This is a genomic window from Streptomyces sp. GESEQ-4, assembly GCF_017948455.1.
Taxonomy (GTDB): Bacteria; Actinomycetota; Actinomycetes; order Streptomycetales; family Streptomycetaceae; genus Streptomyces.
Genome location: NZ_JAFFSU010000006.1, coordinates 155749 through 168568, shown reverse-complemented (window position 1 = coordinate 168568; position 12820 = coordinate 155749). Strand labels below are relative to the sequence as shown.

General features: G+C 70.9%; 10 protein-coding genes. 7 read left to right on the top strand and 3 right to left on the bottom strand.

Annotation, left to right across the window (positions count from 1 at the left end):
- Positions 1-61 precede the first annotated feature (61 nt).
- The gene (locus KCH48_RS14650; protein ID WP_210574210.1) at positions 62-1720 is read right to left on the bottom strand and encodes a M4 family metallopeptidase; all 1659 of its coding nucleotides are present in this window, start codon (positions 1718-1720) and stop codon (positions 62-64) included.
- 156 nt (positions 1721-1876) lie between these two features.
- Here KCH48_RS14650 and KCH48_RS14645 point away from each other — a divergent pair, with 156 nt between their 5' ends.
- Positions 1877-2305, top strand: a complete 429-nt coding sequence (locus tag KCH48_RS14645) for a gamma-glutamylcyclotransferase family protein (protein ID WP_210574208.1) — start codon at positions 1877-1879, stop codon at positions 2303-2305.
- 9 nt (positions 2306-2314) lie between these two features.
- On the opposite strand, the gene KCH48_RS14640 is transcribed toward KCH48_RS14645, so the two are convergent.
- On the bottom strand, positions 2315-4408 hold the full coding sequence (locus tag KCH48_RS14640) for a molybdopterin oxidoreductase family protein (RefSeq protein ID WP_210574577.1): 2094 nt from the start codon (positions 4406-4408) through the stop codon (positions 2315-2317).
- Positions 4409-4773: 365 nt separating this feature from the next.
- On the opposite strand from KCH48_RS14640, the gene KCH48_RS14635 reads away from it, so the two are divergent.
- From KCH48_RS14635 to KCH48_RS14625, 3 genes are read left to right on the top strand one after another with little or no spacing between them, the layout of a single operon-like run.
- Positions 4774-6288: an amino acid adenylation domain-containing protein gene (locus KCH48_RS14635; protein WP_210574207.1), complete on the top strand. Its 1515-nt coding sequence runs from the start codon at positions 4774-4776 to the stop codon at positions 6286-6288.
- Positions 6285-7553, top strand: coding sequence for a hypothetical protein (locus KCH48_RS14630; protein ID WP_210574205.1), 1269 nt, complete (start codon positions 6285-6287; stop codon positions 7551-7553). The genes KCH48_RS14635 and KCH48_RS14630 overlap by 4 nt, the downstream gene beginning before the upstream one ends.
- Positions 7554-7571: 18 nt before the next feature.
- Positions 7572-8339 carry an enoyl-CoA hydratase-related protein gene (locus KCH48_RS14625; protein ID WP_210574202.1) on the top strand — a complete coding sequence of 256 codons (768 nt, stop codon included), beginning with the start codon at positions 7572-7574 and terminating at the stop codon, positions 8337-8339.
- Here KCH48_RS14625 and KCH48_RS14620 read toward each other — a convergent pair.
- The gene (locus tag KCH48_RS14620) at positions 8326-8997 is read right to left on the bottom strand and encodes a vancomycin high temperature exclusion protein (RefSeq protein WP_210574200.1); all 672 of its coding nucleotides are present in this window, start codon (positions 8995-8997) and stop codon (positions 8326-8328) included. The genes KCH48_RS14625 and KCH48_RS14620 overlap by 14 nt on opposite strands.
- A gap of 214 nt (positions 8998-9211) precedes the next feature.
- Between KCH48_RS14620 and KCH48_RS14615 the strand changes: the two genes are divergently transcribed.
- The 3 genes from KCH48_RS14615 to KCH48_RS14605 all read left to right on the top strand — a co-directional run bounded on the left by KCH48_RS14615 (position 9212) and on the right by KCH48_RS14605 (position 12816).
- Complete coding sequence (locus KCH48_RS14615) at positions 9212-10123, top strand: sirohydrochlorin chelatase (protein ID WP_210574198.1); 912 nt, start codon at positions 9212-9214, stop codon at positions 10121-10123.
- Between the two features lie 61 nt (positions 10124-10184).
- Positions 10185-11435: a deoxyguanosinetriphosphate triphosphohydrolase gene (locus KCH48_RS14610; RefSeq protein WP_210574196.1), complete on the top strand. Its 1251-nt coding sequence runs from the start codon at positions 10185-10187 to the stop codon at positions 11433-11435.
- Between the two features lie 115 nt (positions 11436-11550).
- Positions 11551-12816: an NAD(P)/FAD-dependent oxidoreductase gene (locus tag KCH48_RS14605; protein ID WP_210574194.1), complete on the top strand. Its 1266-nt coding sequence runs from the start codon at positions 11551-11553 to the stop codon at positions 12814-12816.
- The last annotated feature ends 4 nt before the right edge of the window (positions 12817-12820 follow it).

Below are 12820 nucleotides of genomic sequence, written 5' to 3'. Positions count from 1 at the left end.
CCTCCGTCGGTGAGGGAACATGCCTCACCGACGCGCAACGGCCGCCGACACGACACTCAACTCACCCCACGTTCACAGCCCCCCAAGCCGCAGCCACGGCATCGTGCTCAGCACCCCCAGCCCCATAAAGATCCGCAGCCGCCCGCAACGTAGCCCCCCGAGCCCCCGCATAATCCGTCGACGACGTCATATAAACCGTCAGCGCCCGATACCAGATCGCCCCCAACTTCCCCCGCCCGATCCCCGCAACCGAAGACCCGTCACACGTAGGCGAGTTATGAGCAACCCCGCCGATCGTCTTCGCCCCGCTCCCCTCCGCCAGCAGATACGCGAAGTGGTTGCCGACGCCCGACGAGTAGTGGACGTCGAGCCTTCCGGTCCCGGCGCTCCAGCAGTCCGCCGAGTTGCCGTCCTTGGACGGCCGGTCCATGTACCTCAGCGCATCCCGCCCCAGCCCCGACCGGACGATCTTCTCGCCGATCAGCCAGTCACCGGGGTCGGACGCATTCCTCGCGTAGAACTCCACCAGCGTCCCGAAGATGTCCGACGTCGCCTCGTTCAGCCCGCCCGACTCGCCCGAGTAGGTCAGCGCCGCCGTCGCCGACGTCACCCCGTGTGACATCTCGTGCCCGGCCACATCCAAGGACACCAACGGACCGAGCTGCGTCCCGTCGCCGTCCCCGTACGTCATGCAGAAGCAACTGTCGTCCCAGAAGGCGTTGTTGTACCGCGTCCCGTAGTGCACGCGGTTGTACGAGCCCACGCCGTCGCCGCGGATGCCGGAACGGCCGTGCATGTTCTCGTAGTAGTCCCAGGTGACGTCCGTGCCGTACTGCGCGTCCACCGCCGCCGACGCGCGGTCGGTCGTCGTGCCCGTGCCCCAGTGGTTGTCGGTGTCGGTGAACACCGTGGAGGGGGCGCGGCTGAGGCAGATCGTGGTCAGCAGGCACAGGTCGGTCTTGTTCGCCGCGTCGCCGGTGTACGTGTTTCCGCGCGTCGGGTCCTTGAGTGCGTACGTCGATCCCGTCGCCGTCGTCTCCAGCGGGACCGTGCCCGCGTACAGCGACTCCCCGTCTCCCGTCGCCGTCTCCAACACATCCCACGCGTCGATCTGCTCACCCGTGACGGCATCGGTCAGCACCGTGCGGGCGACCGGGTTGCCGAGCGAGTCCTGAGCCGTCGCGTCCGTGCGCCAGGCCAGCTTCGGGGCGCCGTGCAGGGCGTCGACGACCAGCTCCGGCCTCGACGTCAACTTGTGAAGCGTCTCGCCCAAGTTGGCCGCCCGCAGCGCGTTCGCCGCCAGGTCGGCAGCACGGGGGCCCGACAACTTGGGTGTCACACTCGACAACCCCACCACCTGCCGAGTCGCCCGCGAGACACTTCGGTACGCCCCGTCCGGAGCCAGGTGCACGACGAAGTCGCCGCCCAACACCGGGAGGTGACGGTACGTCCGGTCATAGCGGACGTGCTGCGTGCCGTCCGAATCGACGATCACGTCCCGCACCTTCGTGTCCGTCGCCGGCGTGAGACCCAGCGACGTCGCGTGCTCGGCGAGCGCCGCTGCCGCGTTCTCGACAGCGGTTGCGCGGGTCGGTTTGTCGGTGGCGTCCGCCGTGGGGGAGAGGGCGGCGGCCAGCAGAGCGGCTGCGGTCGCCGCCGTGCCGGCCGCGGTGAGACGGGAACCCCGGATGGTCCGGGTCCGTATGCGTATACGGCTCATGAGTCTCCTCAGGGAGGCGCCTGGGGCGGGCGCATGGGGACGGGCGCGTGGGGACGGAGGCGTGATCGTTTCTGCGGTCCTGCGATTCAAGGGGCCGCTGACCTGCCATGTCCATGGCGCTGCTGAGGAGATGTGTGAGGAGAGAGAATCGTTTCTGTGAGATCCGCGAGACTTCCGTTCTTCGTCTACGGCACCCTCCGCCCCGGCGAGCCCAACCACGACCTCTTCCTGAGCGGCCGCACCGAGGCCGAGGAGCCGGCCCGGCTCACGGGCGGGCTGCTCTACGCCGGGCCCGGATATCCGTACGCCGTGGAGGATGCGGGAGCCGGTGCCGTATGCGGGGAAATCGTCACCGCGCGCCCCGACGCGTACGGCGAACTCCTCGCCACCCTCGACCAGTTGGAGGAGTACACCCCCGGCGACCCGCGCAACCTCTACGAGCGCGTCGCGCGTGACGTGACGCGGGAGGGGGACGGGACGGTCGTACGCGCCTGGGTGTACGTCGCGGCGCCCGCAGTCGCCGTACGACTGCGGGCGCGCGGGAAGGTCATCGAGGGCGGGGACTGGCGGGCCGCCCGGCGCTGAACCGGGCTACTACGGCTTCACCGTCTCCAGACGAACCGCACACGCCTTGAACTCCGGCATCCGCGACGTCGGGTCCAGCGCCGGGTTCGTCAGCGTGTTGGCGCGGCCCTCGCCCGGCCAGTGGAAGGGCATGAAGACCGTGTCCGGGCGGATCGTGGTCGTGATGCGCGCGGGGGCCACCGCCCTGCCCCGCCGGGACACGACCGCCAACGGGTCGCCCTCGTTGGCGCCGAGCCGTTCGGCCAGCCGCGGATGCAGTTCCACGAAGGGCCCCGGCGCCGCGGCGTTCAGCTCGTCCACGCGCCGCGTCTGGGCGCCGGACTGGTACTGGGCCACGACCCGGCCGGTCGTCAGGAGCACCGGGTACTCGTCGTCCGGCTCCTCCGCGATCGCCCGGTGCGAGACGGCGACGAAGCGGGCGCGGCCGTCCTCGGTGGCGAAGCGGTCGAGGAAGAGGCGGGGGGTGCCGGGATGGTCACCGGCGTCAGAACTTTCCGCCGGGGTCGGGCACGGCCAGAACACCCCGTTCTCCTCGATCAGCCTGCGGTAGGTGATGCCGGAGTAGTCCGCGGGGCCGCCCGTGCTCGCCCGGCGCAGCTCCTCGAAGACCTCCTCGGGGTCGGTCGGGAAACCCTTCTCCACCCCGAGCCGGTCGGCCAGTTCGTGCATGACGTCGAGGTCGCTGCGGATGCCGTCGGGCGGGGTGATCGCCTGCCGGCGCAACAACACCCTGCCCTCGAGGTTGGTGGTCGTGCCCGTCTCCTCCGCCCACTGGGTGACCGGGAGGACGACATCGGCGAGGGCTGCGGTCTCGGACAGTACAACGTCACAAACCGCAAGGAAATCAAGGGACTTGATCCGCTCCTCGATGTGCGCGGCGCGCGGCGCCGACACCACCGGGTTGGAGGCCATCAGCAGCAGCGCCCGAATATCCGTGCCCAGCGCGTCCAGCAGCTCGTACGCACTGCGCCCCGGACCCGGCAGCGAGTCCGGGTCCACGCCCCACACCTCGGCCACATGCTGTCGCGCCGCCGGGTCGGTCAGCTTGCGGTAGCCGGGCAACTGGTCGGCCTTCTGGCCGTGTTCGCGCCCGCCCTGTCCGTTGCCCTGTCCGGTCAGACAGCCGTAGCCGGACAGCGGGCGGCCCGCACGGCCGGTCGCCAGGCACAGGTTGATCCACGCGCCCACCGTGTCGGTGCCCTTGGACTGCTGCTCGGGCCCGCGCGCGGTCAGCACCATCGCGGCCTCGGGCTCGCAGAACATCCGTACAGCCTCGCGGAGTTGGGGCACATCGACGCCGGTGATCCGCTCCACGTACTCCGGCCAGTGCGCCATCGCGGCAGCCCGCGCCTCCTCCCAGCCAACCGTGCGCTCACGCACGTACTCCTCGTCCACCCGGCCCTCGGCGACGACCAGGTGGAGGAGGCCCAGGGCGAGCGCGAGGTCGGTGCCGGGGCGGGGCGCCAGATGCAGGTCCGCCTGCTCGGCGGTCTTCGTGCGGCGCGGGTCGATGACGATCAGCGTGCCGCCGTTCTCGCGCAGCTCGCTGAAGAAGCGGAGCGCGGGCGGCATCGTCTCCGCGAGGTTCGAGCCGACGAGGATCACGCAGCCCGTCTTCGGGATGTCCTCCAGGGGGAAGGGGAGGCCGCGGTCGAGGCCGAACGCCTTCATCCCGGCGGCTGCCGCCGAGGACATGCAGAAGCGCCCGTTGTAGTCGATCTGGGAGGTGCCCAGCACCACCCGCGCGAACTTGCCGAGCGTGTACGCCTTCTCGTTCGTCAGTCCGCCGCCGCCGAAGACCCCGCACGCGTCCGGGCCATGCTCCGTGCGCGTGCGGGACAGCCCCTCGGCGATCCGGTCCAGTGCCTCGTCCCAGGAGGCGGGCACGAGCTTGCCCTCGGAGCGCACCAACGGGGAGGTCAGACGCACCCGGGACGAGAGCACCGCCGGCGCCGTACGGCCCTTGCCGCACAGCGCACCCCGGTTCACCGGGAAGTCCGCGCGCTCGGTCACCTCGACGGTCCCGTCCGGGGCCGGCGTCAGATTCATCCCGCACTGCAGGGCGCAGTACGGGCAGTGCGTGGGCGTCGCGGAGTTCTGCATGTCATTCAGCATGCTTCGTCCTTGTTACGGGTCGGGTCGGCTCTTTGTTACACGGCCGGGACGGCGACCTCCCCGCCGCCACCGGACCGACGTGAGGCGCACGGCAGCCCGCCTCTGAGACGCCGCCGGACGGTGCGCAAGGTGCCCTTGGTGTGAAAGGCGCCACATGTGGCTCGTTCCGTACTGTAGTTGGCCGATCGCAGGTTGTTGAGTGTTGGAGTAAAGGCCCCTACAGTCGGGCCTTCGCGCGACTCCGTACGGCGTTCGACATACCGGGCATGCCCGCCGCTCATCCCGGATCCGGCAAGGCAGTAACCGCCATCGAAACAGCCCGTCAAGCGAAACAGCCAGGAGGTCTCCGAGTCATGCCCCTGCGCCATTTGACCCCTCGTGACCAGCACCTTTTCCGGCAATACGGTCGCGGTCCCACGGTTCCCGTCCCGGACCCCCTCGTCCACCGCGCCGTCGAACGGCACGCCGCGGCCACCCCGCACGCCGTCGCCGCCGAACACCAGGGCGCGCTGATCACCTACGGCGAGCTGGACCGCCAGGCCGACGCGCTCGCCGCCCGTCTGGTCCGCGAGGGCGTACGGCCCGGCGACCACGTCGGCCTCTTCGTACGCCGCTCGCTCCCGATGCTCGTCGGACTGCTCGGCATCCTGAAGGCGGGCGCCGCCTACGTCCCCCAGGACATCGCTCTCGCGCCCCCCGTCCAGCTCGCCCACGTCGTCCGCACCGCCCGCACCCGCGTCATCCTCACCGTCGCGGAACACGCGGCCCGTATTCCGCGGGGCCCGCGCGTGATCGCCCTGGACAGCCCGCTGCCCCCTGCGATCGCCCCCCGCCCGCACATCAGCCCCGACGACGGCTGCTACGTCCTGTTCACCTCCGGCACCACCGGCCGACCCAACGGCGTGAAGGTCACCCACCGCAACGTCGCCAACATCCTCCTCACCGCCCCCGGTGACCTGGGCATCCGTCCCGGCGACCGGGTCGCCCAGCTCCTCAACATCGCCTTCGACATGGCCGCCTGGGAGATCCTCGGCTGCCTCGCCCACGGAGGCACCCTCGCGATCCGCGGCAAGGACATCGCGGCGGCGGCCCGTACGGCCGACGTCCTGATCGCCACGCCGACCGTCCTGTCCGGCATCGACCCGGCAGCCTGCCCGCGCGTCCGCACGGTCGCGGTGGCGGGCGAACCCTGCCCCCGTCCGCTCGCCGACGCCTGGGCCGCCCGCGCCGCCTTCCACAACTGCTGCGGCCCCACCGAGACGACCATCGTCAACACGATGCGCCGCCACGACCCGGCCGACCCGCTCCTCACCATCGGCCGGCCCACCCCCAACAACACGGTCTACGTCCTCGACGCCGCCCGCCGCCCGCTGCCCATCGGCGAGATCGGCGAGATGTGGGCGGGCGGTGACTGCGTCTCGGCGGGATACCTCGGCGACGACCGGCTCAACGCCGAGAGATACGCCCCCGACCCCTTCCTCGGCGGTGGCCGCCGTATGTTCCGCACCCGCGACCTCGGCCGCTGGACCTCGGACGGCGAACTGGAACACCTCGGCCGCACCGACGACCAGGTCAAGGTGCGCGGCTTCCGCGTCGAGCTCGACTCGGTGTCCTCGGTGCTGGAGTCGGTGCCGGGCTGCCGGCGCGCGGTGACCCTGAAGCGGGACGCCCGCACGCTGGTCTCCTTCGTCTGCCCCGCCGACGTCGACCCGGGCACCGCCCGCGGCGCCGTCGCCGACGCCCTGCCGTACTACTGCGTGCCCGACGAGGTCCTGCCCCTGCCCGTCCTCCCGGAGACCGACCGCGGCAAGATCGACAAAACGGCGCTGCTGCGGATGGCCGAAGAGCGGATGGCGGTGGCCCGATGACCACCTCACCTCCGCGGACACGGCAGGACACCACCGAGCTGCCCCCGCTTCTGTCGGGCCCTCGCCGCCTGCTCAAGCACCCACGCCTGATGCACTACAACAGGCTCGCGGCCCTGGTGATCCTGGCCAACCTCGTCTTCCTGTACGCCCGTTGGCCCCTGTCGACCGAGACTTTCGGCCACGCGGCCCTCGCCAACCTCGCGCTCGCCGTCGTCGTACGACAGCAGTACGTCATCAACCTCTTCTTCCGGCTGGCGACCTGGGCGCCGACGCACTGGCCCCTGAAGATCCGCTGGACGCTGGGGAAGGTGTACCACTTCGGCGGACTGCACGCGGGCGGGGCGCTGGCGGGGACCGGCTGGTTCCTGGCGCTCACGATCAGCACGACCCAGGGGCCGGCCAGTACGGCGCTCAGGACCGTGAGCTGGACCCTGATCGCCCTCCTCACCGTCATCGTCGCCACCGCCCTGCCGCCCTTCCGCTCCCGCCATCACGACCACTTCGAGAAGATCCACCGCTTCGGCGGCTGGACGGCCCTGGCCCTCTTCTGGACGCACACGCTCATGTCGACGCCGGGGCCGATACCCGTCACCGTCCTCACGGTCGTCACCTTCAGCGTCGCCCTGCCCTGGCTACGGCTCCGCAAGGTCGCCGTCCGTCTCGAACGCCCCTCGCGCCACGTCGTACTGGCCCGCTTCGACCACGGCGAGACCCCCTTCGCGGGCTCCTCGACCGCGATCAGCCGCAGCCCGCTACGGGAATGGCACTCCTTCGCCAACGTCCCGGCCCCCGGCGAGCCCGGCTTCCGGCTCACCATCTCGCGGGCCGGCGACTGGACGGGCTCGTTCATCGACGACCTGCCGCCCAAGGTGTGGGTGAAGGGCATCACCACGGCCGGCGTCGCCAACATCGAGGTCCTGTTCAAGAAGGTGATCTACGTCGCGACCGGCAGCGGCATCGGCCCCTGCCTGCCCCATCTCCTCGCCGCCGAGGTCCCCTCCCGCCTGGTCTGGGCGACCCGCGACCCCCGCACGACCTACGGCGACGCCCTCGCCGACGAGATCCTCGCCGTCCAGCCCGAGGCCGTCATCTGGGACACCTCCCGGCACGGCAAGCCCGACATGGTGCGCCTCGCGTACGCCGCGTACCGCGACTTCGGCGCCGAGGCGGTGATCTGCATCTCCAACAAGAAGCTCACCTGGCAGGTCGTCCACGGGCTGGAGCGGCGCGGGATTCCGGCGTACGGCGCGATCTGGGACTCGTAACCCTCGAAGGGATTCCGTATGAGAAACCTGAAAGTCGAACAGCACGGCCGGGTGGTGACGGTCCGACTGCACCGGCCGCGCGTGCTCAACGCACTGAACACCGAGCTGCTGACCGAACTCCTCGACACCCTGCGCCCCTTGGACGCGGACCCCGAGGTCGGCTGCTTCGTCGTCACCGGCTCGGAGAGTGTGTTCGCCGCCGGCGCCGACATCAAGGAGATGGCGGGGAAGTCGGCCGCGGAGATGGCGGCGGAGGACTACTTCGCGGCGTGGGAGGAGTTCGCCGACCTCCGTACGCCGAAGATCGCCGCCGTCAACGGGCATGCCCTGGGCGGTGGTTGTGAGCTGGCGATGATGTGCGACCTCGTCATCGCGGGCGAGTCGGCGGTGTTCGGCCAGCCGGAGATCAAGCTCGGGGTGATCCCGGGCATCGGCGGCACCCAGCGGCTGACCCGGCTGGTCGGCAAGGCCACGGCGATGGACCTGATCCTCACCGGTCGCACCATGGACGCACGGGAGGCTGGACGCTGCGGTCTCGTCTCCCGCGTCGTATCCGACGACCAGGTCCTGCCGGAGGCCCTCGAAGCGGCGGCGACCATCGCCTCGTACGGCCGCGCGGCGGTCACCGCGGCCCGTGAATGCGTGAACCAGGCCCTGGAAACCGGCCTGCGCGACGGCATCCGCTTCGAACGCCGGGTGTTCCACGCCTTGTTCGCGACGGCCGACCAGAAGGAGGGCATGAGCGCGTTCCTGGAGAAACGCGCCCCGCACTTCACCGGGCGCTAGCGAGCGCCCGAGCCACCCCCGGTTCCCGCGGTCCGAGGAACCGGGGGTCCGGCTCGAACACGGCGTCCACGGCGGCCTTCCCGGCGGCGATCAGCTCCCGGACGCCGCCGTAGTACCAGGTCGCGTCGTGCACGTCGGCCACCCCGACGCCGTACGACGACACCCCCGCCTCCTCGCACAGCGCGACCGCCCGCCGGATATGGAAGCCCTGGCTGATCAGCACGGCCTCGTCCACCCCGAAGATCTTCTTCGCGCGGACACAGGAGTCCCAGGTGTCGAACCCCGCGTAGTCGCTCACGATGCGCGCGTCCGGCACGCCCCGCCGGGTCAGATAGGTGCGCATCGCGTCGGGCTCGTCATAGTCCTCGCGGCTGTTGTCGCCAGTGACGAGGACGACCTCGATACGGCCCTCGCGGTACAGCTCGGCCGCCGCGTCGAGCCGGTGCGCGAGATACGGCGACGGCTCGCCGTCCCACAGACCCGCGCCGAAGACGACCGCGACCTCGGTGCGGGGCACGTCCGCCGTGGTCCGCAGCCGGTCGCCGGCCACCACGTACATCCAGGTCGCCGGAAGCAGCGCCAGCACACACCCGAGCATCACGGCCTGCACCAGCCACCGCTGCCCGGTACGGCTACGCGGCAGACGGGGTCTGCGCACCTTCACGGTCCCTCCCTGGTGGGTTCTCGACAGTGACAGACGTCCCGTACAGCCGTTCCGGTTCGGTCCCGCCCATGTGACCAGCTTCACTCACCCCACCGAAACCGCAGGTCAGGCCACCTCACACACCCCATGCCCCCCACCGTGAACCCCGCGAAAAGACCCGTGACGCCCATGCAACGGGGCGGCAACCTCCCGCCGTCACCATCGGTTCATGACGGCGTCGAAAAACCTCCACGACGAGTCCGCGACCCTCCCGCACGGGGCCCACCTCGACAGTACGGCGCACATCATGAACCGGATCACCAGCCAGCTCGCCGACCAGCTCAGCCTCGTCTCCCGCGACGGCAGGCGACGCCCGGAGCCGCCCGCCCTGGTCCTCGTGGCCCACGGCAGCCGCGACCCGCGCACCCTGCGCACGGTCACCGCCCTCGTCGACCGCGTCCGCGAACTGCGCCCCGGCCTGCCCGTCCGACTCGGCCACATCGAGCTGAACGAGCCCCTGCTCCCGGACACCCTCGCCGCCCTCGGCACCTCCGAAGCCGTCCTCGTACCGCTCCTCCTCAGCCGCGGCTACCACGTCAAGCGCGACATCCCCGACATGGCCGCCGCGGCCCCGGCCCGCACCCGCGTCGCCCCCGCCCTCGGACCCCACCCCCTCCTCGTGGACGCCCTCCACGACCGCCTGACCGAGGCGGGCTGGCGGCGCAAGGGCACGGAAAAGACCGGAGTCGTCCTGGCCGCCGCAGGCTCCCGCGACCCAGACGCGGCAACAGACACAGGCCGCACGGCCCAGTTGCTGGCCGACCGCCTGGGCGTACCGGTGATCCCCGCGTACGCGTCGGCAGCGAAGCCCACGGTCGAGGAAGCCGTACAGGCGCTTACGGCCCGAGGCTGCCGCAGGGTGGCCGTAGCGAGCTATTTCACGGCCCCCGGCTACTTCGCGACCCAGTGCGCGGAGGCGGCCCCCTGGATAGCGTCGGCCCCCCTGGGCACTCACCCGGCGATGGCCCGCTTGGTCCTGCACCGCTACGACGAGTCACTGAAAACGCAGGACGAGCGGACGTACGTCAGGGGCGCGGGGAACTGCGCGACCAGCCACCCACAACCCGCACTCGCCAGCTAACCGGACTCGGCAGACGCAAAGGCGCACACCGTTCGCCACCACCGGCGATTACTGTCGAGTCATGCCGTACGACCTGCAGTCAACCGAACGCTGGGCCCTCGAACCGGACAAACGCCCCGGCCGAACCGCCTTCCAGCGCGACCGCGCCCGCATCCTGCACTCCGCCGCGCTCAGAAGGCTCGCGGGAAAAACCCAGGTCGTCACGCCGGGCAGCTCCTCAGTCTGGGACGCCAGCCCCCGCACCAGGCTCACGCACTCCCTGGAGTGCGCCCAGGTAGGCCGGGAACTGGGCGCAGCCCTCGGCTGCGACCCCGACCTGGTCGAAGCCGCCTGCCTCTCCCACGACCTCGGCCACCCCCCGTTCGGCCACAACGGCGAACAGGCCCTCAACGAGTTCGCGGAAGACTGCGGCGGCTTCGAGGGCAACGCCCAGTCCCTGAGGCTCCTCACCCGCATCGAGCCCAAACGGTTCACCCCCGAAGGCTCCGTCGGCCTCAACCTCACCCGAGCCGCCCTCGACGCGGCCACCAAGTACCCCTGGCCCCGCGGCGCCCACCCCACCGACCCCAAGTCCCGGAAGTTCGGCGTCTACGACGACGACCGCCCGGTCTTCGAGTGGGTCCGCAAGGACGCCCCCGGCACCCGCACCTGCTTCGAGGCCCAGGTCATGGACTGGTCCGACGACGTGGCCTACTCCGTGCACGACGTCGAGGACGGCCTGCACGCCGGCCACATCGACCCCAACTGTCTGCACGCCGAACCTGAACGGCAGGCGGTCTTCGCGGTCGCCATCGGCCGCTACGTCCCCCCGGACACCGACCCCGCCGAACTCGCCGAGGCCCTCGACCGTCTCCTGGACGAGGACTGGTGGCCGCACGGCTACGACGGCACGGCCGTGGCCCAGGCCCGCCTCAAGGATGCCACCAGCCAGCTCATCGGCCGCTTCTGCCTGGGCGCGGAGGCCGCCACGCGCGCGGCGTACGGCACCGGCCGCCTGACGAGATACGACGCCGAACTCGTCGTACCGCGCGAGGTCCGCCTCGAATGCGCCGTCCTGAAGGCCGTCGCCGACCGGTACGTCATGCAGCGCGCCGAACAGGAACGTCTCCGCGCCGACCAGCGCATCGTCGTCGCGGAACTCGCCGACGCGCTCACCACCCGCGCGCCCGACGGACTCGACCCCCAGTTCCGCGCGCTGTTCGACCGGGCGTCCGACGACCGCGCCCGTAAACGCGTGATCGTCGACCAGATCGCGTCGCTCACGGACGCGTCGGCGCGGTCGTTGCACCAGAGGCGCACGGGACGGCAGTGAGGTGAATCAAGCCCGAATGTGACCCTCCGTGGCCTGATCGGGCCACTCCCTCTTCCCCCATCACGCTGCGTGCGGGACGCTCGCATGTGGCGACATCCTTACGAGGAGGCATCAAGTGGTCGACGCGGATCAGACATTCGTCATCGTCGGAGGCGGTCTCGCCGGCGCGAAGGCGGCCGAGACACTCCGAGCGGAGGGCTTCACCGGCCGCGTGATACTGATCTGCGACGAACGCGATCACCCGTACGAGCGCCCGCCCCTCTCCAAGGGCTATCTGCTCGGCAAGGAGGAGCGCGACAGCGTCTTCGTGCACGAGCCCGCCTGGTACGCCCGCAACGACATCGAGCTGCACCTCGGCCAGACCGTCGACGCCATCGACCGTACGGCCAAGACGGTCCGCTTCGGCGAGGACGGCACCGTTGTCCGCTACGACAAGCTGCTGCTTGCGACCGGTGCCGAACCCCGCCGCCTGGACGTCCCCGGCACGGACCTCGCGGGCGTCCACCACCTGCGCCGCCTCGCCCACGCCGAACGCCTCAAGGGCGTCCTGGCCTCCCTGGGCCGCGACAACGGCCACCTCGTCATCGCCGGCGCCGGCTGGATCGGCCTGGAGGTCGCGGCGGCGGCCCGGGAGTACGGCGCGGAGGTCACGGTCGTCGAGCCGGGGCCGACCCCGCTGCACGGCGTCCTCGGGCCCGAACTCGGCAACGTCTTCGCCGAGCTGCACCGCGAGCACGGTGTCCGCTTCCACTTCGGCGTGCGGCTGACGGAGATCATCGGCCAGGACGGCATGGTCCTGGCCGCCCGCACCGACGACGGCGAGGAACACCCCGCGCACGACGTCCTCGCGGCGATCGGCGCGGCCCCGCGCATCGCCCTCGCGGAGTCGGCCGGGCTGGAAATCGCCGAGCGCGCGTACGGCGGCGGCGTGCTGGTCGACGAACAGCTGCGCACCTCCGACCCCGATATCTATGCGGCCGGCGACGTCGCCGCGTTCCCGCACGCCCTGTTCGGCACCCGCGTACGCGTCGAGCACTGGGCCAACGCCCTCAACGGCGGCCCGGCGGCGGCTCGCGCGATGCTCGGCCGGGACGGCACCTACGACCGCGTGCCCTATTTCTTCTCCGACCAGTACGACCTCGGCATGGAGTACTCCGGCTGGGCGCCCCCGGGCACGTACGACGAAGTGGTGATCCGGGGGGACGCCGGAAAGCGTGAGTTCATCGCCTTCTGGGTGAAGGAGAACCGCGTGCTGGCCGGGATGAACGTGAATGTGTGGGACGTCACAGACCCGATCCAGCAGCTGATTCGTTCCGCGGCACGCGTGGACACAGAGGCGCTCGCGGACCCGCACGTACCACTCGACAGCCTCATCCCGTAGCCGA